Annotated in this window: 21 protein-coding genes; 9 read left to right on the top strand and 12 right to left on the bottom strand. The window is 62.7% G+C overall.

Annotation, left to right across the window (positions count from 1 at the left end; translation table 11 throughout):
• Positions 1-142: 142 nt before the first annotated feature.
• Both JQ587_RS13220 and JQ587_RS13215 read left to right on the top strand, forming a co-directional pair.
• Complete coding sequence (locus JQ587_RS13220; RefSeq protein ID WP_212425571.1) at positions 143-1,396, top strand: NRAMP family divalent metal transporter; 1,254 nt, start codon at positions 143-145, stop codon at positions 1,394-1,396.
• A 220-nt stretch (positions 1,397-1,616) separates the two neighbouring features.
• Positions 1,617-2,828 carry a mandelate racemase/muconate lactonizing enzyme family protein gene (locus JQ587_RS13215; RefSeq protein WP_212425547.1) on the top strand — a complete coding sequence of 404 codons (1,212 nt, stop codon included), beginning with the start codon at positions 1,617-1,619 and terminating at the stop codon, positions 2,826-2,828.
• A gap of 3 nt (positions 2,829-2,831) precedes the next feature.
• Here the strand turns inward: JQ587_RS13215 and JQ587_RS13210 are convergent, their stop codons facing one another.
• From JQ587_RS13210 to rocF, 4 genes are all read right to left on the bottom strand, one after another.
• Positions 2,832-3,116, bottom strand: a complete 285-nt coding sequence (locus JQ587_RS13210; protein WP_212425546.1) for a hypothetical protein — start codon at positions 3,114-3,116, stop codon at positions 2,832-2,834.
• 114 nt (positions 3,117-3,230) lie between these two features.
• Complete coding sequence (locus tag JQ587_RS13205; protein WP_212301379.1) at positions 3,231-3,773, bottom strand: c-type cytochrome; 543 nt, start codon at positions 3,771-3,773, stop codon at positions 3,231-3,233.
• Positions 3,760-5,034: a sulfite dehydrogenase gene (gene soxC / locus JQ587_RS13200; protein WP_212425545.1), complete on the bottom strand. Its 1,275-nt coding sequence runs from the start codon at positions 5,032-5,034 to the stop codon at positions 3,760-3,762. Before soxC ends, JQ587_RS13205 begins: the two co-directional genes overlap by 14 nt.
• A gap of 161 nt (positions 5,035-5,195) precedes the next feature.
• Positions 5,196-6,173 (bottom strand): arginase, encoded by a 978-nt coding sequence (gene rocF, locus JQ587_RS13195; protein WP_212425544.1) that lies wholly within the window; start codon positions 6,171-6,173, stop codon positions 5,196-5,198.
• A 242-nt stretch (positions 6,174-6,415) separates the two neighbouring features.
• On the opposite strand from rocF, the gene JQ587_RS13190 reads away from it, so the two are divergent.
• Positions 6,416-6,676, top strand: coding sequence for a hypothetical protein (locus JQ587_RS13190; protein WP_212301382.1), 261 nt, complete (start codon positions 6,416-6,418; stop codon positions 6,674-6,676).
• A 19-nt stretch (positions 6,677-6,695) separates the two neighbouring features.
• On the opposite strand, the gene JQ587_RS13185 is transcribed toward JQ587_RS13190, so the two are convergent.
• Both JQ587_RS13185 and JQ587_RS13180 read right to left on the bottom strand, forming a co-directional pair.
• Positions 6,696-9,434 carry an EAL domain-containing protein gene (locus JQ587_RS13185; protein ID WP_212425543.1) on the bottom strand — a complete coding sequence of 913 codons (2,739 nt, stop codon included), beginning with the start codon at positions 9,432-9,434 and terminating at the stop codon, positions 6,696-6,698.
• A 57-nt stretch (positions 9,435-9,491) separates the two neighbouring features.
• Entirely contained in the window at positions 9,492-10,730 is a 1,239-nt protein-coding gene (locus JQ587_RS13180) for a FecR family protein (protein WP_212425542.1), read from the bottom strand.
• 130 nt (positions 10,731-10,860) lie between these two features.
• Between JQ587_RS13180 and JQ587_RS13175 the strand changes: the two genes are divergently transcribed.
• The 3 genes from JQ587_RS13175 (at position 10,861) to JQ587_RS13165 (ending at position 14,224) form a co-directional block, all read left to right on the top strand.
• Positions 10,861-12,657: a ShlB/FhaC/HecB family hemolysin secretion/activation protein gene (locus JQ587_RS13175; protein ID WP_212301385.1), complete on the top strand. Its 1,797-nt coding sequence runs from the start codon at positions 10,861-10,863 to the stop codon at positions 12,655-12,657.
• Positions 12,658-12,797: 140 nt separating this feature from the next.
• Complete coding sequence (locus JQ587_RS13170; protein WP_212301386.1) at positions 12,798-13,628, top strand: alpha/beta hydrolase; 831 nt, start codon at positions 12,798-12,800, stop codon at positions 13,626-13,628.
• A gap of 287 nt (positions 13,629-13,915) precedes the next feature.
• Positions 13,916-14,224: a c-type cytochrome gene (locus JQ587_RS13165; protein ID WP_433995266.1), complete on the top strand. Its 309-nt coding sequence runs from the start codon at positions 13,916-13,918 to the stop codon at positions 14,222-14,224.
• Between the two features lie 192 nt (positions 14,225-14,416).
• Here the strand turns inward: JQ587_RS13165 and JQ587_RS13160 are convergent, their stop codons facing one another.
• The 3 genes from JQ587_RS13160 to JQ587_RS13150 form a co-directional block, all read right to left on the bottom strand.
• Positions 14,417-14,758: a phasin gene (locus JQ587_RS13160; protein WP_057749686.1), complete on the bottom strand. Its 342-nt coding sequence runs from the start codon at positions 14,756-14,758 to the stop codon at positions 14,417-14,419.
• 143 nt (positions 14,759-14,901) lie between these two features.
• A complete protein-coding gene (locus tag JQ587_RS13155) occupies positions 14,902-15,087 on the bottom strand; it encodes a hypothetical protein (protein WP_045006686.1) in 186 nt (61 codons plus the stop codon).
• A 387-nt stretch (positions 15,088-15,474) separates the two neighbouring features.
• Entirely contained in the window at positions 15,475-15,939 is a 465-nt protein-coding gene (locus JQ587_RS13150; protein ID WP_212301388.1) for a hypothetical protein, read from the bottom strand.
• Positions 15,940-16,133: 194 nt separating this feature from the next.
• Here JQ587_RS13150 and JQ587_RS13145 point away from each other — a divergent pair, with 194 nt between their 5' ends.
• Positions 16,134-16,490 (top strand): hypothetical protein, encoded by a 357-nt coding sequence (locus JQ587_RS13145; protein WP_212301389.1) that lies wholly within the window; start codon positions 16,134-16,136, stop codon positions 16,488-16,490.
• A 46-nt stretch (positions 16,491-16,536) separates the two neighbouring features.
• Here the strand turns inward: JQ587_RS13145 and JQ587_RS13140 are convergent, their stop codons facing one another.
• On the bottom strand, positions 16,537-17,100 hold the full coding sequence (locus JQ587_RS13140) for a hypothetical protein (RefSeq protein WP_212301390.1): 564 nt from the start codon (positions 17,098-17,100) through the stop codon (positions 16,537-16,539).
• A 49-nt stretch (positions 17,101-17,149) separates the two neighbouring features.
• The gene (locus tag JQ587_RS13135; protein ID WP_212425541.1) at positions 17,150-17,683 is read right to left on the bottom strand and encodes a GcrA family cell cycle regulator; all 534 of its coding nucleotides are present in this window, start codon (positions 17,681-17,683) and stop codon (positions 17,150-17,152) included.
• Between the two features lie 166 nt (positions 17,684-17,849).
• Between JQ587_RS13135 and JQ587_RS13130 the strand changes: the two genes are divergently transcribed.
• Entirely contained in the window at positions 17,850-18,458 is a 609-nt protein-coding gene (locus JQ587_RS13130; protein ID WP_212301392.1) for a S24 family peptidase, read from the top strand.
• A gap of 90 nt (positions 18,459-18,548) precedes the next feature.
• Positions 18,549-18,824 (top strand): hypothetical protein, encoded by a 276-nt coding sequence (locus JQ587_RS13125; RefSeq protein ID WP_212301393.1) that lies wholly within the window; start codon positions 18,549-18,551, stop codon positions 18,822-18,824.
• A 39-nt stretch (positions 18,825-18,863) separates the two neighbouring features.
• Here the strand turns inward: JQ587_RS13125 and JQ587_RS13120 are convergent, their stop codons facing one another.
• Positions 18,864-19,838, bottom strand: coding sequence for a quinone oxidoreductase family protein (locus tag JQ587_RS13120; RefSeq protein ID WP_212301394.1), 975 nt, complete (start codon positions 19,836-19,838; stop codon positions 18,864-18,866).
• Positions 19,839-19,858: the final 20 nt, after the last annotated feature.

The following is a 19,858-nucleotide window of genomic DNA, read 5'->3' as shown; positions in this document are numbered from 1 at the left end:
GCACGTCGCAGGCCGAGGAACTTTACGGCTCCGTTCGTGCTTAAGCATTGAATTCGCAATTTCCGGAAGGTCAGTCCTGTCTAACCGATCCAAACTTCAAGCCTCCAGGCACGACGAGCTCGCTGCACCGACCAGGCCGGCACTGACGCTGCTGCAACGCCTGGGGCCGGGCCTGATCACGGGAGCAGCCGACGATGATCCGTCGGGCATCGCCACCTATTCCCAGGCCGGCGCACAGTTCGGCTACGGGCTGCTCTGGACGGTCTTCCTGACCACGCCATTCATGATCGCGATTCAGCTCGTGAGTGCGCAGATCGGCCGGGTCACTGGCAAAGGGTTGGCTGCCAATGTGATGAAGATTGTCCCCCGCTGGCTGGTGCTGGGGCTTGTGGCGTTGCTGGTTGCCGCGAACACCTTCAACATCGCCGCCGACATTGCCGCGATGGCGGAGGCACTTTCACTCGTTATCGGCGGACTCAACCACGAGCATGCGTTGATCTTCGCGGCCGGCTCGACCCTGCTGCAGATCTTCCTGCCCTATCGCCGCTACGCGCCCGTGCTGAAATTCTTGACTTTGACCCTCTTTGCCTATGTCGCGACCGCCTTCACCGTACAAATCCCCTGGAGCACCGCGCTGCTCGCCGCAGTGTGGCCGAAGGTGAATGTCAGCGCCGATTATTTCATGATGGTGGTCGCTGTCCTCGGCACCACCATCAGCCCCTATTTGTTCTTCTGGCAGGCCTCGCAGGAAGTCGAGGAGATGAATCTCGGCCAGCGCGACAAGCCGCTGCGCGAGGAGACGCGACGCGGCGGCGATCCCGAGCTCACGCGCATGAAGGTCGACACGACCCTCGGCATGCTGCTCTCGAACGGCATTGCCTTCTTCATCATCCTGACCACGGCCACGGTGCTGAACGCCAACGGCGTCACCAACATCAGCTCGGCGACGCAGGCGGCCGAAGCGCTGAAGCCGCTCGCCGGCGACTTCACCTTCGCATTGTTTGCGCTCGGCATCATCGGCACGGGTCTTTTGGCGATCCCGGTGCTGGCCGGCTCGGCGGCTTACGGCGTGGCCGAGATCTTCGGCTGGCGCGCCACGCTGGAAGCAAAGCCCGAGAAGGCGGTCGGCTTCTACACCATCATCGCAGCCGCAACCATCATCGGCTTCGGCCTCGGCTTCACCGGAATCGACTCCATTCACATGCTGGTATGGAGCGCAGTGCTCAACGGCATCGTTGCCGTCCCCATCATGGCGATGATGATGCTGATCGTCTCCAACGGAGCGATCATGGGGCGCTTCAAGGCCCGATCGCAGCTCATCGCACTGGGATGGCTCGGCACTGCGCTGATGGCGCTGGCCGTCCTCGCTTTGCTGGGCTCGTCCGTCATCGGCTAGCCAGAGCGCGATCGAATCCGCAGGGCTTCCTTGGCGCAAATTGCGCAGCGGTTGTCCCGCCGATTCTGCGGGTCTTCCATTCAAGCCACCGAAATCGACACCCAGCCAAGCGTTTGCAGGCTTCACGACGCCCCGTCGTTAGCCTAACAATTATGGCTGGCTCGGGCTTGCGACCCGGAACACAAAACCAATAATGCCCGGCCGGGCGACAGGGAGCGATATGACCAAATCAAGAGCAACAAGCCTCGAGATCCTCGCCTGCGACGCCGGCTGGAGAAACTACCACTTCGTCAAGGTGACGACGGAAGACGGCGTCGTCGGCTGGAGCGAGTTCGACGAGGGCTTTGGCTCGCCCGGCGTCGGCGCCGCAATCCAGCGGCTGTCCGCCCGTGTGATCGGGCAGAACGTCTTCCAGCACGAGCGCATCCATGCCGAGTTGTTCGCCGCCACGCGCCCCGCCGCCGGCGGCGTGGTGGCCCAAGCGCTCGGTGCGATCGAGAACGCATTGCTGGATGCCAAAGCCAAGTGTCTCGGCGTCCCCTGCTACGAGCTTCTCGGCGGCAAGATCCGAGACCGGGTTCGGGTTTACTGGTCGCATTGTGCGACCTGGCGGATCAATCATCCCTCCTGGTACAAGCCGCCGATCGAAAACCTCGACGGCGTCAAGGCGATGGGCCGCGAGGTCCGCGAGAAGAAATTCACCGCCCTCAAGACCAACATCTTCTCTTACGACGACGGCAAGCCCACCGGCTGGCGGCCCGGCTTCGGCACGCCGTTCGCGCCCGAGATCAATGTCGACCGCAAGATCCTGCGCGACCTGCACATGCATCTCGAAGCGATCCGCGACGGCGCCGGTCCCGACGTCGACATCCTGCTCGACTGCAACTTCAACGCCAAGACCGAAGGCTACCTGAAGATCCTGCGCACGATCGCCGATCTCGACATGTTCTGGATCGAGATCGACAGCTTCAATCCGCAGGCCCTCGGGTATATCCGCAGGCAGAGCCCGCATCCGATCTCGTCTTGCGAGACGCTCTTGGGCCTGCGTGAATTCCTGCCCTATTTCCACGAGCAGGCCATGGACGTCGCGATCATCGACACGCCCTGGAATGGCGTGTGGCAGTCCATGAAGATCGCCTCGGCCGCCGAAGCCTTCGAGGTCAACGTCGCGCCGCATAATTTCTATGGCCATCTCTGCTCGATGATGAACGCGCACTTCTGTGCGGCGGTGCCGAACCTGCGCATCATGGAAATCGACATCGACCGGCTCGCCTGGGACCGCGAGTTGTTCACGCATGAACCGGAGATTGCGAACGGCCATCTGATCATCCCGGATCGGCCCGGCTGGGGCACTGAGCCAAACGAAGATGCGCTGCGCGCCCATCCGCCCAAGGCGACAGGCGGACTTCTCAACTACGGCCGCAAGAATTGAGACTTACGGCGACACCGGATTGATGGTCGGGGATGTTTTTGGCCCCGGCCGCGCAGGCTCGATCGGCGATTTTGGTTCGGTCGGAAGCACCTGGGCGCCCGCCGCCCTGGCGGCTTCACCCGTGGTTGCGAACATCGCGACATGAGCCGGCTGGGTCTTTGCGCGGCTCCAAGGCCCGTGGTCGACAATCAGCATCGCAGCAATCGTTACGACAGCCACGATCATCGCGATCACGCCGGGGTGCCGAAGCGCCATGGAAATGGAGTTTGCGAAACGATCTGTTGCCATAGAATAATCCGCACCTCTGTCCTCTCGCGGGATAACGCTGCAATGGGCCGCCGAGTTCCGCCCATGGAGCAAGCGAGTTCCGGCCCGATGCGCGGGAACCAGGACACCATTTCCTCAATGCTTCACGTCGGGCCGCGCATCGCCGACGAACTTGTCGCGGTTTGGCATCTTGATCGCCGCCAGCGATTTGGCATCGAGCGTTGCGTCTGCTCCCACCAGCCCATTCAGGCTCAAGACATAAGCCGACACCGCGTAGACGTCCTCGTCGCTCAGCGACTGCGGCGCATTCTGCGGCATGGCGCGCCGGATATAGTCGAACAACGTCGGCGCATAGGGCCAATAGCTTCCGACGGTGCGGATCGGCTTGGCGGTCCCGATCGTACCCTGTCCGCCGACCAAGCGATCGCCGACGCCGCCCTCTCCTTTCTCGCCATGACATGACGCACATTGCTGGGCGAACAGCTCGCGTCCATGAGCGACCGACCCGCTTCCCTTCGGCAGATTGCTGCCATCGCGCCCGACATCGATATTCCAGCCGGCGATCTCGGCCGCCGTCGCCGGCCGGCCGATGCCGTAGGCGCTTTGCGCCTGCGCTTCGTTTGCCCCGATGCCAAACAAGATCGCGAAGGCGACGCCGCAGATCTCACGCCAATGCATTGGTCACCTCGCCGTCGGCCGCGATGCGCCAGGGCCAGATCGCATTGTTGTGGTAGAAATAATTCTCGCCACGTATCGCAAGCAGCTCCGCAAGCGTCGGCTGCACATAACCGGTCTCGTCGGTCGCGCGGCTCTGGATCACCGCAGGGCTCCCGTCCCATTGCCAAGGCAGGCGGAAGCGCGTCAGAGCGCGCGTCAACACCGGCTCCTGCAATCGCGCATCCTGCCAGCTCTTCCCATCATCGACGGACACCTCGACGCGCTTGATCTTGCCGTGGCCACTCCAGGCGATGCCGGTGATTTCGTGGAAGCCGGGTACGCTCAGACGCTGGCCGCCCGACGGGCGCGTGATGATCGACTTCGCTTCCATGTAGAAGGAGAACTCGCGTGCCGTGCCGTCCGGCAGCAGGTCGGTATATTTCGAGGTCTCCTCGCGCGAATAAGCAGGCTCTGCCGTCACATGCAGGCGCCTCAACCACTTCACGTTCATGTTGCCCTCGAAACCCGGCAGAAGCAGCCGCAACGGATAGCCCTGCTGGGGCCGAAGCCTCTCACCATTCTGGCTATAGACAAGCATAGCGTCATCGAGACACTTCTCGATGGGAATGCTCCGGGTCAGTGCTGCGGCATCGGCGCCTTCAGCAATGATCCATTTGGCTTCCGGCTTCAGCCCGGCCTCCTGGAGCACCAGCTTCAGACTGACGCCCGTCCATTCGGCGCAGCTCAGGAGACCGACGAGATCCGAGGCCGTCTTGCCGTAGGGCTTGGCGTAACCGGGATTGCCGGAGCACTCGAGAAAGTGGATGCGCGACTCCGATGGAAACCGCCGCAGATCGTCCACGGTGAAGATCAAGAGCCGTTCGACGAGGCCGTGCAGCATCAAGCGGTGCTGCGCCGGATCGATGGTCGGAACACCGCCATGATGCCGCTCATAAAACAGCCCATTGGGCGTGATGATGCCGTCGAGTTCCTGCAATGGCGTCCGGCCGGACGCGGAGATGTACTGCTTGAGGCTCTTCGAGATGTTCTTGACGACGCCCTTCTCGAACGGCGAGGGCGCGCCATAGGGCTGGCTCCCCATCGGATCGCCCGGTGCCTTCATCCAATCCGGAACATTCGGCGGAAGGTTTTCCGTATCCGCGGCAGCCGATCCATCGGCTCCGATCACGACGCCGCCCACTGCGGCGCTGCCACCTTGCAGGAAGCGGCGGCGTGTGGTCTTCGCAGATCTGTCGCGGATGCCGATCGTGTTGTTGTTCATGGCGGACCCTCGGCTGAAGCTCGGTCCGCATAAGACCTTTCGCGAAGCACGTTGGCAATTCGCGTACATTTCAAAAGCAGGCGATTTCGATCAGGACTGACCTAAATTCACCGGCCGCGACAGCAGTTCCATTCCTTGCAACGCACAAAAAGACACGCGGGTCACTCACCCGGCGCGATCGCATTGCTGGGTGTCGGCCGATCGGTGATCTGCTGGCCGAACAGGCTGCCGATCAGTTCGACCGCGGTGCGTGCAGTGCGGCCACGCTCATCCAGGAACGGATTGAGCTCGACGATGTCCACCGATCCCACCACCCCGGAATCGTGCAGCAGCTCCATGATCAGATGCGCCTCGCGATAGGTCGCGCCGCCCGGCACGGTGGTGCCGACGCCCGGCGCGACGCAAGGGTCGAGAAAATCGACGTCGAAGCTGACATGCAGCACGCCGTTGCTGGCCTTGACCCGCTCGATGACGCGACGGATCAGCACCGCGACGCCGAATTCGTCGATCTGGCGCATGTCGACAACCCTGATCCGGCGCGCGCGCATCAGCTCCTTCTCGAGCTTGTCGATCGAGCGCGCCCCGAACAGGTCGAGCCTGTCCGGGTCGATCGAGGCGCGCGGATCATCTCCCAGCAGGCCATCGAGACCGGCCTCGCCGCAGAGGAACGCCGCCGACATGCCGTGCATATTGGCCGTGATCGTCGTTTCCGGCGTGTTGTAGTCGGCATGGGCGTCGAGCCAGAGCACGAACAGCTCGCGGCCACGCTCCTGCCAATGTCGCGCCATTGCATTGACAGACCCCATCGACAGCGTGTGATCGCCGCCGAGGAAGATCGGCAGAGCGCCGGTTTGTGCGATCTCATAGCCGCGACGACTGAGCATGCGCGTCCAGCGCTGGATTTCGCGGTAGTGATTGGCCCTCTCCGGCGGCTTGTCGGCGAGGTCCCTGACCTCGGCCACGGAGAGGTCGCCGTAATCGACGACCTCGAAATCCAGGCTTTCGAGCAGCGTAGCGAGGCCGGCGGTCCTCAGCGCCGCAGGGCCCATCAAGGTGCCGCGCTGCGAAGCGCCCATGTCGATGGGCGCGCCCAGCAACGCGATGCGCCGGGCTCGATCCGCGATGATTTGATCGGTCACGGCAATCTCCTGAGGTCAGCGACGCTGCACCAGCGTAACAGAGATTCGCATCCGTCGTTTCACGGGGAAACCGGAACAAATTGCCGAGCGCCGCATTTTCTCTTCAAGGCCGGCACCCGCCGTTCAAAACGGCGCCTGTCGCGGATAGCCAAAGGTCTTTCGACCCGCTGTTCAAAACGAGCGCACGCGCGGATAGCCAAAGGTGCCGGCCTCAGTTCTTTCGCCAATCCTGGAGATCGCGCTTGAGCACGGACATCCCGCAGTCCAACCAACAGCCAGGCATGGCCGAGCGCGCCCTCGACGCAGCGACCGACGTGTCCCACACCATCGGCGAGGTCGCCGGAGGGTTGCGAGCCGCCGTCGACCGCCTCACCTACGCGATCGATGAAGCGCGAAAGCCCGGACGGCCGCTGGCGACAGTGGCAGCGATCACGCGCGAAGCGCCCCTCGCCAGCCTGTTCGTCGCTTTCCTCTTTGGCGTTGCAGTCGCGCGCCGGCGCTAACGACCCCGATCGAGCCTGCTTAAGCTGCGCTGACGGCTTCGAGCCCCGCCGTCAAGAATTTCTTCTCGAACGCCTCGGCAGGCATTGGACGGCCGAAGAAATAGCCCTGCCCCTCCTCGCACCCCATGCTGACCAGGAAGTCGGCCGTAGCGCGATTCTCGATTCCTTCGGCAACAATCGTCAGGCCAAGCTGTTTGCTGAGGCCGATGGTCGAGCCCACGATGGCCGCATCATCGGAATCGGTAAGCAGATCGAGCACGAACGAGCGGTCGATCTTGAGCCCATCGAGCGGAAACTTCTTCAGATAGCTCAGGCTTGCATAGCCCGTGCCGAAATCGTCGAACAGGATGCGGACGCCGAGCTGCTGGATTCGCTTGAACATGTCGAGCACGCGAACCTCGTCATGCAGCAGGATGTCCTCGGTCACCTCCACCTCGAGTAGCGAAGGGGTAAGTCCCGTCGTCCCCAGCAACTCCGCGACCGAATGCGCGAGATCGCCGGATTGGAGTTGCGATGGCGAGAGGTTGACGGCAACGCGCACCGCATTGCCCGACAATTCCCACGCACGTGCTTGGCGGGCGGCCGTCTCCATCACCCAGCCAGCGATCCGCTCGGACAGTGCCGAGGTGTTGACGATGGGCATGAACTCTCCGGGAGAGACGTAGCCGCGAACCGGGTGCCGCCAGCGGATCAGTGCTTCGGCGCCAGTCAGGCGGCCATCGATCAGGCGAACCTGGGGCTGGTAGAACAGCTCGAACTCGCCGCGATCCGCGGCAAGCGCCAGTTCGCTCTCCAGCGTCAACCGGCTTTCCAGCTCCTGCCTGATCGCGCTCTCGAAGATCACATGACCGCCGCGCCGCGTCAGCTTTGCCTTTGTCAGCGCTAGGTGGCCATTGCCCAGGAGATCGTCTGCGTTCTGTCCACCGTCCGGGTAGACGGCAATACCCATGCTGATCCTGACCCGATGCTGGCGCGTACCCGTTGCAAGCGGCGTCTCGAAGGCACGCGCGATCCGCTCGGCGAACGCGGCAACCGGCTCTCCTGCGCAATCCAGCGCAATTGCGAACTCGTCACCGCCGAGCCGGGCGACGACCGCCCTGCTATCGGATTCGACCCGCAGGCGCTCAGCCACCGCCCGGAGCACCAGGTCGCCGGCCGAGTGTCCAAGCATGTCGTTGATCTGCTGAAAGCCGTCCAGCCCCAGCACGAGCAGCGCAACCTCGGAGGACCGCCGCTCCGCAGCAGCGATCAGGCTGCTGAGGCCCGCATGGAGGGTGTTGCGGTTGGCAAGACCGGTCAGCGCATCATATTCGGCGAGGTATCTGACGCGTTCGGCCTCGCGCTTGCGCACCGAGATGTCGCGCAGGATCGCGCCATATTGGAAGCCCTCCGTTCCCTGCCACCCCGAAAAACTCGCCTCGACCGGAAAGGTCTCGCCATTCTTGCGCCGTCCCTCAAACTCGACGACAACGGCGCCGCCGGGGACCAGCAAGGCCTGGCGTGCAGCGTCGCGGATGGCAAAAGTCTTTGTGCCGGCTTCCGCCGGAATCGCACAAAGCGTCTCGAACGGGCGACCGATCATCTCGGTCGGCATATAGCCGAAGATCGCACTCGCGCCCGGATTCCAAACCGTGATCCGGTGATGTTCGTCGGTGCAGACGAGGCCATCGCCGAGCGACATCGCAATACGGTGAAAGCGGCTTTCGGCAATACGTCCCAGCAGGCTGCGGAAATCGATCTCATCCAGCGCAATCGCCGTCAGATAAGCGACGATCGCGATGTGGAACAGCGACGTGTCGATGACGAGGGGCCAATGTTCCTGCACGAGAACCGCGCCCAGTTCGATGCCTGCTCCGGCTGCGACCAGGATCGCGACGCGGACGCCCGGTGCGACACGGCGCCATGAATACATCATCAGCAGGCAGATGACGCCGAGGCCAGCGATCATGCCGGCATCGGACGTCCAGCGCAGCATGCGGTTCTGCAGGACAGATTCAGCCGCCAGTGCCTGGAGGACAGGGCCCGCGACGATGCGGCCGTTCGGCACACTGAATCGGTCGCCCAGTTCGAGCGCCGTGGCGCCGACGATGACTTTCTTGTCCCTCAGCCTGTCAAGCGCCGCAGCGCTGCCCCGCAGCACGTCGGCATAGGAAACAATGGGAATAGACGCCGCCCGGATGCTGAAGTCGATCAGGAAAGCCGGCCGTCGATTGACGTCCTGCCCGGCCAGCACGACGGCCATCGAGGGTATCTGGGCATCACCAAGCTTCTCGCCGACCGGATAGCGGCGAACGAGCCCATCGGATTCAACCGCGACATTGACGACGGCCGGCCACGATTGGTTGCCGAAGGGCTTCAGGGGACGATTGATGTGAGCCGCGCCACCATTTGGCGTCGGCTGCTTGAAGGACGGCAGGATCGTCGAGCCGCCGACCTCCCGAAGCGCTTTGAGGAAGGCCTCGTCAGAGGCCGGATCCGACGGCGAGCTGAAATCGATGTCGAAGGCCACGTCCTGCGCGCCAGCGGCCTCGAGCCGGTGCAACAGGTCGGCGTGCAGGCGGCGCGGCCAAGGCCACACCCCGATCTGATCGATCGAGGGCGCGTCAATCGCAACCACGACGACGTTGCCGGTGGCGGAGCGCGATTGCCATGCGAAACGGAGATCCGTGAGCGCATTGCGAAGCGCGCCGTGCCATCCGGTGGACAGCACGACCGCCAGCGCGATCACGACAAGAATATGCGGCCGATAGCGTTTCACCCGATCCTCCCGCGCTCGCTTCTGCAAGCGCGCCCCCTCGTCCCCTAGGAAATCGCTTTAGTGCTTGTTGTGGCCGTAGGCATTGCCGTGGCCGTTGCTGCCGTTACCGCCGCCATTTCCGTTGCCGTTACCGTTGTTGCCCTTGCCGTTGCCGGTGGCGCTATTGTCGTCGCTGCCTCCATTCCCTTTGCCGGAATTGCTGTTGCCGCCGGATTGTCCGCCACTGCTGCCGCCGGTCGCATCCTTGGTCGAGCCGGCGGTGGTCGCAACAGTCGTCGTTGCGCTTGACGAGGTCGATGCGGCGCTGGAAGCAGATGCGGCGCTCACAGTGACCGCAGTGACGGTCGAGCTGTTGGTCGCAGTGGTCGTCGTGCTGGCCTTGCTATCGCTCCACACGGTATCGGTGCTGGCGTTCGCGTTGCGCACGTGCCCTGGCGCGACCGACTCGTGGGCGAGCCCATGCGTGACCTTACGGAAATTCAGCTTGACCTCGCCGAGCGAGCTCGAGATGCGCACCACGCCGGCCTTGGGCACGTGAGCTCCGCTTGCATGGCGCGACTGCGTCGACACACCAGCTGCCTTGCTCCCCTTGTCGATCGGCCCTAACGCATGAACAGCATGGCCGTTCGCCGCATTGCGCGGCATCGGCAGACCCGACTTCGGCACGGGAACGCGCTCGATCGTCGAAGCGCGCGGCTTGCCTTGCTCGATCGGATTGAGGGTGCCGGCACCGCTCAGGCTGAGGCCAGGCTTGCCATGCTCGAAGGCGGTCGCCACCTGTCCCGGCATCACCTGGGCGATCTGGCCGGTCTTGAAATCGGAGACTTCAACCTGGCCGCGGAGCACGCCAACCTTGGTGCTGCCTGCGCCCACTGTGACGCTGAAATGCGTTCCCTTGACCACAGCGGCGAGATAGGGGGTCTCGACCTCGAAATGCTTGACGTTGCGCTTCTCGACCTCGAGCAGGATCGAACCCGCCTGCTGGATAATGGTGGTCGAAAGTCCCTCCTTCTTCTCGGCTGGCACGCCGACCACCGAATTGGGAGCGATCAAAATCGTCTCTTCGCCGCGAACAAGCAGCACGCGCCCGTTGCGCCCGGTGCGAATGGTATCGCCCGGCTTCAGCGTCTCTTCCTGGTTCAACGACACCTGCTGGGCGCCGTTGGTGGCGAGCCAGACCTCGCCCGACGACTTGCTGACCGACCAGACGCCGTCATCCGCAGCGGATGCACCGGACACCGTTCCCAGGATCAGCGCAGCCATCAAGGTGCACCGCACTCCAACTCTCCCCAGCATGACAATCCTCGGTCCGCGTTACAGCCAGTCCTGAGGCGTACTCAAAATCACTCAACATAGACTTAGCGGGCAGCGGACAGCGGAGCAGTCGCATTAACGATTCATTGACCATAAAAAACTAAGAAAAATCATGCGGCTAATGAACCTTTACCGGCTCCTGGGCACCTCTCCGTCGAACTACGGAGAACGGCTCGGTGCGCGAGTTGAGAAGCGGCACCTCCTTACCGCGTTGGTGTTGGTGGCGCCGATCTTCGCGGGAGTTTCGCAGGCCTTCGCGCAGCAGGCGAATGCCCCCGGGTTCGATCCCCGACAGCCAGAGAAATACTTTGAAAACCAAACAGAGCAGGAATCTTTGGGCCGGCCTCCGGTGAAGCTGCCATCGGTCGGCCGCCCCAATACGGGCGGAGATACCAGGCCGCAGTTTGTGCTGCGCGGCATCGATGTCAGCGGCTCCCACGCCATCCCGCAGGACCGCATCGGCGCGACTTACCAGCCCTATCTCGGCAAGAAGGTCTCGCAAGCCGACCTCGCCACGATCGCAGGTGCGATCAGCGATCTCTACCGCGCCCAGGGCTTCCATCTGAGCCGGGCGATCGTGCCCCCGCAGGACATCGCCGACGGCCGGGTCCGGATCCAGGTGATCGAAGGCGCCATCGTCGAGGCCGAGCTGAAAGGCGATGGGGCCGAGCAGTTCGGCGTGAGGCCGGTGCTCGGGCCGGTCCTGGTTGAGCAGCCGTCACGCCTCGCGACGCTTGAACGCCAGCTCTTTCTCATCAACGGCAGGCCGGGCGTTCGGATCACAGATACCGCGCTGGACGAGATCGGAGGTGCGACCGGTCGCTTCCGTCTCACCGTCTATTTGAAGACCTGGCACGTCTTCACCTCGTTCGGTCTGGACAATCTCGGCTCGTCGTCGGTCGGTCCCTGGCAGACCTATGCAACGGGCGCATTCAACTCCTACCTCACGCCCGGCGACGCGCTCGCGGTCAACCTCTCGACCATCGCGAACGACCCGCGCGAGCTCGGCTTCGGACGGCTGTCCTATGACGCACCGGTCGGCGTCGACGGCGTGCGGCTTGGCGGATCCGTCCTCTACAGCGCCGTTCGACCGGGCGATGCCCGGCGCCTCGACAGTGACATCACCACGACCGAGGCATTCGAACTGCGTGCCAGCATCGTCCCTCTACAGTCGCAATCATCCTCGCTGGTCCTGACTGCGGCGACGACCTTCAGCAACGTGTCGGAACACGACCTCTACGGTCCCTGGTACAACGACCACATCAGGACCGCGAGCCTCACTGCGGACTACCGCCTCCAGGATAATTTCGGCGGCACCAACTACACGACGATGACCTTTCGCCAGGGCCTCGACGTCTTCGGCGCCTCGCATTTCGGCGACGATCTGCTGTCGCGGGACGGCGCGTCCTCGAATTTCTCGGTTCTGAACTTCTGGTTCACGCGCTACCAGACCCTCAACGACGCCTGGTCGCTAAAGCTGTCTGCGGCGAGCCAGACTGCGTCGCGGCCGCTGTTCACCTCACAGCAATTCTACCTTGGCGGCGCAGCCTTCGGCCGCGGCTATGGTTCGGCCGAGATCAGCGGCGACAACGGTCTCGCCGGCTCGCTCGAACTGCGCTTCGACCAGAAGCTCAATTTCCGCTACTGGAGCGGCTACCAGCTCTACGCCTTCGGCGACGCCGGCGCAGTCTGGAACGACGGCTATCGGCCGAGCGACGGCTTGGCGCTGACGTCAGCCGGCGCCGGCGTACGGTTCTTCCTGCCGCAGGATCTCCAGGCCGATCTCGCGGTGGCCGTGCCCTTGAGCTACCGCGCGCCCGACAATGAACGCCGCAGCCCCCGCTTCCTGTTTACCCTGTCGAGCGCGTTCAGGCTCTGCCCCGAACGCGGCAGAAACGGCTGTCTCTAACCAGGGGCGGCCCTCGATGCGGCCCATTTTGCGGCCTTCCTCACAGACTTGCCTAAATTTAATCCCGTAACGTGCTCACGATCGCTCGATCCGGGGGTTTTCAATAGCCATTTTCAGTCAAAAGTGATTGAGACGGAACCATGAAGAGGGTGTTTGCCATTCTGGCCTTTCTCTGCGTCCTTGCCGCGGGCCAGTACATTATCGTCAGCAAATTCGCGATCCGTCACGAGATGCTGTCATTGTTCGACGCTGCGCGTCAGCGGCCGATCTCTGTCGAGATTGCCGTGCGGCGCGACTACGAGGCGAAGGCGAATCTCGGCCTCTGGAAGCTTCCGGTCGCCATCATCAGCAATGGCAATACCGTCAAGGCCACCGAATATTCCTTCCTTGCCAACGTGCTTGCGGCCCGCGGGTATCTCGTCGCCAGCATCCAGCAGGATCTGCCGAGTGACCCGCCCCTGATGACCCATGTCGGCCAGCAATATGTCGGCCGGCGCGAAGTCTATATGCGGTGTGAGGCCAACATCCTCTACGTGCTGAACACGTTGAAGGAACGGCAGGCGAATGCCGACTACGACCACATCACGCTGGTCGGCCATTCCAACGGCGGCGACGTGTCCATGTATGTCGCAAAGCAGCATCCCGAGCTCGTGTCGAAGGTGATCACGCTCGACAATCTCCGGGTGCCTTTCGTCCTCAGCGACCGCATGAAGATCCTGTCGTTCCGCTCCAAGGATCCGCATTTCCAGACCGACCCTGGCGTGCTGCCTACACCGGAAGAGGCCAAGGCGCGCGGCATCGACATCATTCATACCGGTGCGCAGCACACCGAGATGAGCGATCGCGGCCCCGATGCGGTCAAGGAGAAGATCCAGGCAACGCTCGATCGCTTCCTGCGCGACAGTGCCAGCAGCGCGCTGGCGCCGGCCGATACGACCAGCCCGATGATCATGAATCCCGGCGACTACTAGCCTGCACGCTTTGCGGCAGATCAACGCAACTCCCCGCCGGCCACGATAGAAGGGCCATACAGCATCGGAGAGGCGCGTGTCGCACCATACCCAAAGGCTTGATACCGAGGGCCTTGGCCTGCCCCCAGCGAGGGTGCCGGGGTTTATGAGGCATCTCTATCGTTCGGCCCGCAGGCTGCTGCGGTCGATCATTGCCCGCATCGACCTCTCACAATTCCCGGGATCATGCTGCGGCTAGGTCGACGGCCTGCAATTGAATTTGGACAGGTGCTCGGATGCGCGAATACATGAGACGAACTTGGCTTCTGCTCGCGACAGTCTCGGGCCTCGGTGCGTTGCCCGCTCTTGCCGCCGACGCCGATCATGGCGCCGATCTCGCCCGGCGCTGGTGCGCAAGCTGTCATGTCGTGACAAGCAGCCAGACCCAGGCCAGCGCCGATGTACCTTCCTTCGCCTCGGTTGCGCGCAGGCCTGATTTCAGTACGGAGAAACTTGCCTTCTTCCTGCTCGACCCGCATCCGAAAATGCCGAACTTTCCCTTGAGCCGGATCGAAGCCGCCGACATTGCCGCCTATATCGGATCGCTGCGTCCATAGACCGCGCCAGGCCCTCAAAGAGAAAATCCCTGCCGGGTGAACCGACAGGGATCAACAGAAAAGATGCAACTCCGGTGCCCCATCATGGACCAGCACCGGAACTGAAATGCGCATCACGCCGCTCTACAAGATCGATTTGCAAGCAGACGACCGCACGCCAAATCAGGACTTGCCTTGTCAGGACTTGCCTTGTCAGGACTTGCCCTTGCCCGGTTGCATGAAGTTGCCGGTCATCTGGCGCATGTGATCGCCGGCATTGGTGAACTGGCTGCGCAGGAACTCGGACTGGATTCGCATGGCTTCCTGAAGATCAGTTGCGTGAACCAGCTTGCGGGCATGCTCGAACGCCGCCTTCATGTTCTGTTCGGTAAAGGCGAGCGCCTGCTTGGACACGTCCGCGCCCGCTCCGGGAACAGATGACATTGATTTGGTGGCGGCATCGAAAAACATGCCGAATGCCTTCTCCGCCTGATCGATTGTCTTCTCGGCCAGGTCGCGCAGTTCTGCCGGTACTTCGAGCTTCGGTTCGATCATGGTCACACTCCTCCCCTTTTTCCTGACTAATTATCACATTTGTCGCATCGCCTTCCAGCGGCCAAGCTCTGGCGGCGGCCGTCATCTGGCAGTCTGCCTCAGGGCTGAAAGATGGACAAAGCGTAATGTCGGCCCGGCCGGGCTCAAGACAAGGGATGTTCGGGGAGAGTTTCGTCGGTGACGAGGTCTTCGACCAGCTTGATGACCTCGAAGCGCTGGCGGGGAGCAAGCTTGAGAAAGGCGCGCAGCAGGCGGAGACTCTCGACCGTACTGTTCGCGGGTGCGCCGAGCTTGAGGTGCAGTTCAGCCGCGAAATTGAGGTTTTTCATCTCGCACCTATGACAGGACTCGGCCCCTGGGGTCGGACGTCGGAGGCCCGATCGAGGACCACGCCGTCACCAAACGCCATGGCGACGACGAACTCTAGGTCAGGACATCTCAGCGTCTGACAGGCTGAGCTACGCATCTGAAGGGACTCGGCCCGACCCGAGAAGTTGTAATTATGGCAAGGAACAACCCCGCGGGCAAGCCAAACCGTAAGCCTTAGCGATGCTTCGTCGGCATCGTGCCACGGCAATTCCGGATAACAGGAATACGCGCCGCCGTCACCCACCTGCGTCAAGAAGCGCCATCAGTGACCACATGGCCCCGATCGCTGTCAATTGGACCTGCGTTTCATCTCGTTTCCGGTGTGAACGGAGATTGGCAACTGCCGGCTAGCGCTTCTTCAGCGTATACACGTAATCGTTGAGCCCGATTTCGGCGGTTGCATCGTCCACGAAATGAACGTCGATCTCGCAGCCGGTCTCCAGCGTCCTGATACTGGCCCCGGTGAAGCCGAGCGAAGCGGCAAGTGCCTTTGGATCGGCCTTTTTATCGGCGCGCTGCATCTCGTCGAATGCCCCCTGGAACAGCATGTCGGGACCGGAGGTCGTCACCTTGTATTGCGGCCTGGCGCAGGCAAATGGCCGCGGACCGGAGATTTCCCTGGCCTTCAAGACCACCGTCTTGCCCAGCAGCCGCGTGCGCTCGGTATCGTCAGGCTTGTGCTGCGGATCGGCCCAAGGCGCCACTACGGCCGTCGTCAAGGTCCAGCTTCCGACATAGAAGGGATCGGCCGCCACGGCGGCGCCAGTCGTGCCGAGAAAAGCAAACAAGCAAACGGTGCTGATGAATTTCATCCCATGAGTCCCCATGATTCTCTCTGCTTGGACTCGTCTCTCCGCATCATGGTTCATCACCGCCAATATTTCTCTCGTCATGAACCCTTGTTCAAGATCGTGCGACCAAGCGGTTGCGAAACGGCCACGCAAATCACGGGCGCCATGGCTGATGGACTGTTCGATTCGGGCGCGCGTCAGCAAAGGACGACGGCATGCTTTCTCGCTGCGATCTCATCAAGGGCGCCGCGGTTGCGCTTCTCACACTCTCGACACAGGGCGCATGGGCGCAGGAGACCAAAATGAACCTTTTCAAGATCGTCACCGTCAAGGATGAGATCATCATCGGATTGTCGCCCGAAGAGCTCCAGGCGCTCGGCGGCAATGACGCGAGCGCGGTCGCGCACGCGCTTGCGCAGAAGGGCGATCTCACCGTCTGGCAGTACAACGTGCACCGCGGACAGAACGGTGAAATGCAGCAGGCCCCGACCGCCAAGATCGGCCTGCTGGCCAACGCCTCGCTCCGCGTCGAGCCCTACACCACGCCGTACCAGATCATGCCGCATCCATGAGAGGCGACGAAGGCGGGCCGGCGGCGCTAGCCGCCGGCCCCCTCATTCAGCGACGCCGCGCCGAAGCATCCGTTGCGAATCCATAGACCAGCGCCAGCCGGTCGAGGCATTCGCGAAAGCGCCGTGCAAAATAATCGTTCCAGCGCTGGGTGCGGACGGCGCGTCGCTGCCCAATCTGTTCCATGGTCAGGCCGAGCACCAGCACGTCGTGCACCAACGCAGCACCATCGGTGCCGAGTTCGCGTTCGACCCGGTTGAGCCGCAATACGGCCTGGCGCTGGCTCTCGGTCAAGGGCTCGCGGGAGCGCGCGCCGTCGACATATTCGCGGGTCGGATCCATGGCCTGAGGGCCCCGCTCCGCTCTCTCCCAGTCGTTCTGATAGGCGCGGCCACCTCGATATTGCGCCTCGTCGATCTGATGGTGCGCGTGCAGGCGGCCGAGCGGATCGTGGCGGATCGACCGCATGGCCACGATCTTCTCGTCGAGATCGAGTGCGAGAGGATTATCGACCTCGACTTCCGCCACTTCGGCATTGAACGGCAGCTCCCGAGACCGCCGATCGTGCAGTCCGGTCAATTTGTAAGACATGTTGCGTCTTGCACGTACCACTCGGAGACTCCTTGCAAATTGACATGGGAAGGGTTGGTGGCCGTGCGGGTCAGGCGGCGGAGACCAGCCTCAGCGCGACGGTACCGGCGATGCGGCCGGCAGGAGCGCCGCAACTGCTGGTCAGATGCATATGCGGCGCGCAATAGCTCGAGCCCGGCTGACGCGGGTGACCGCAGAAGTTGATCTCCTCTCCCTCCTTGTCACCGCCATACGGATAGCGGCAATCACCCGGCTCGAGCTCGATCAGCGTGATCAGGCGCGGCCGGATACCAACGCAGCGCAACTTGACCGGACTGGCCGGCTTCAGTGCCGATGGCGGCGGCAGGTTGAGGCCGGGCACCGCGGCGCAACGCGGCGGGAGCAGACAGGGTTCGCCTGGCAAGGACGGCACGATTGACGGACTCATCACCCGCTCGACCACTCCGAGTCCGAGCCGCTTGGCGCGACCAACCACCGCATTGCGCGTGTAAGCCGTTCCAAACCTTGCGTTTATCTCCTTTCCGATCTCCGCATATGACATCCCTTTGAAAAAATAGTCGCGAAGCGCGTCGGAATGCTCCGACGGCCAATGGCTCGGTTCCATGCTGCTGTCCTGTGATGTGCCTCGCGCGATCGCACGATCCGAAGGCGGAACACACATTCCGTTATTCCGAAGGCGAAGTCAAGCTGTAATTCTGATATTCATAATTGCATCAATTCCGAATTTCGGATTACAAGAGACTGCGCCATTGGCAATCGAGGGAATCACCATGTTGGACGTTGCAATGATCGAACGGGGCCTGGAGAAAACGGGCAAGAGCAAGGGCGGGTTGGCCGCTGCGATGGGCGTTCGTCCGGGCGCGGTGTCGGAAATCCTCGGTGGCGAACGCTTGGTGAAGGCTTCGGAAATCATTCCGATCATGGAATATCTCGAGCTCAACCTCGCGCCGATCATGGGCCGCGTCGGCGCCGGCGCCGTGATCGAACCGGATTTCGAGCAGGTTCCACCGGAGGGGCTCGGCGACATCGCGCTGCCCTTCCCGATCATGGAAGAGACGGTCGCCTTCGAGATCGTCGGCGATTCGATGCTGCCCAAATATGAAAGCGGCGATGTGATCGTGGTCTACAAGGACCAGCGTCATCCGCTGTCGAGCTTCTACGGTGAAGAGGCCGTGGTCCGGCTCAAAACCGGCGAGCGCTATTTGAAGACCATCGAGCGGGGCAAATCCCCCTCCGTCGTCAACCTCAACAGCTTCAACGCCAAGCCGATCGTCGGCGTCAAGCTCGACTGGGTCGGCGAGATCTGCCTGTCCATGCCCAAGGGCCAGCTCGAGCGGCTGCGCGCCAAGTCGGCCCGCCCGCGCAAGAAGGGCCGGTAATCCAGGATTTCCGAAATCAACCTTGACTTAATTCCGATTTTCGGAAATACTCTGCCGCGCACCCGACCATGGGCGCGGCAGGATCGGTTCATGCAGTATTTCGTCGTGATGATCGACTACGGGCGGCGCGGCCGCGAGGCGATCGTCGATCCCGAGATCACAAGGCGCGAGGTCATCTCCCGCATCAGCTCGGGCGAATACCAGAACATCTCGTTCATCCACGAAATCGCAGAGAACGCGGTCGAAGATGTCACCGAGGCGATTCTGACCGAGGCCTCCCTCCCCCAGGTTCCCCCTGAGGACATCGACCTCCAGGCAATCCGCCTCGATCACATCAGTGACTTGCGCAAGCACGAACGGACCTGACGCAGGCCAAAGCTGCCTGCGCCATCGCCCGATCCAGGATCACACCGTGAGCACGGTCGATCCCGTCGTCTTGCGCGCGGCGAGATCGGCGTGCGCTTTCGCGGCGTCCTTCAGTGCGTAGGTCTGGTGCACCTCGATCTTGACGGCACCGGACTTCACGACATCGAACAGCTCGTTGGCCATCGCGACCAGGTTCTCGCGCTTGGCGGCGTAAGTGAACAGCGTCGGGCGGGTGACGTAAAGCGAGCCCTTCTGCGCGAGCAGGCCGAGATTGAGCGGCTCGACCGCGCCCGAGGACGCGCCGAACAGCGCGGCAACGCCGAGCGGCGCGAGGCAGTCCAGGGACTTGAGGAATGTGTCCTTGCCGACGGAATCATAGACCACCGGCACCTTCTTGCCGCCGGTGATCTCGTCGACGCGCTTCACGAAATCCTCGCGCGTGTAGATGATGACATGGTCGCAGCCATGCGCCTTGGCGAGTCTTGCCTTCTCGTCGCTGCTGACCGTGCCGATCACGGTCGCGCCGAGATGCTTCGCCCACTGACTGAGGATCAGGCCGACGCCGCCGGCGGCGGCATGCAGCAGAATGGTGTCACCGGCTTTCACGCGATAGGTCTGCCGGATCAGGTATTGCGTAGTCAGCCCCTTCAGCATCATCGCGGCCGCGGTCTTGTCATCGACCCCATCAGGCAGCTTCAACAGCCGGTCGGCGGGGATCAGCCGCGCCTCGGAATAGGCGCCGAGCGGTGATGCACCATAGGCGACGCGGTCACCCGGCTTCAGATCGGTAACGCCTGGTCCGACCTCCTCGACGACGCCCGCGGCCTCGCTGCCGAGCCCGCTCGGCAATTGCGCCGGATACACTCCCGAGCGGTTGTAGATATCGACGAAGTTGAGACCGACCGCGGTATGGCGGATGCGCGCCTCACCCTGCCCCGGCTTGCCGACATTGACCTCCTCCCAAACCAGGACTTCCGGACCGCCGGTCTTGTGAAAACGAATGGCATGGGTCATGGGCGTTGCTCCCTTATCGT

It is taken from the genome of Bradyrhizobium manausense, from assembly GCF_018130615.1.
Classification (GTDB): domain Bacteria; phylum Pseudomonadota; class Alphaproteobacteria; order Rhizobiales; family Xanthobacteraceae; genus Bradyrhizobium; species Bradyrhizobium manausense_A.
Note: the sequence above shows the minus strand (reverse complement) of the source record. Positions and strands in the feature narration are given on the sequence as shown.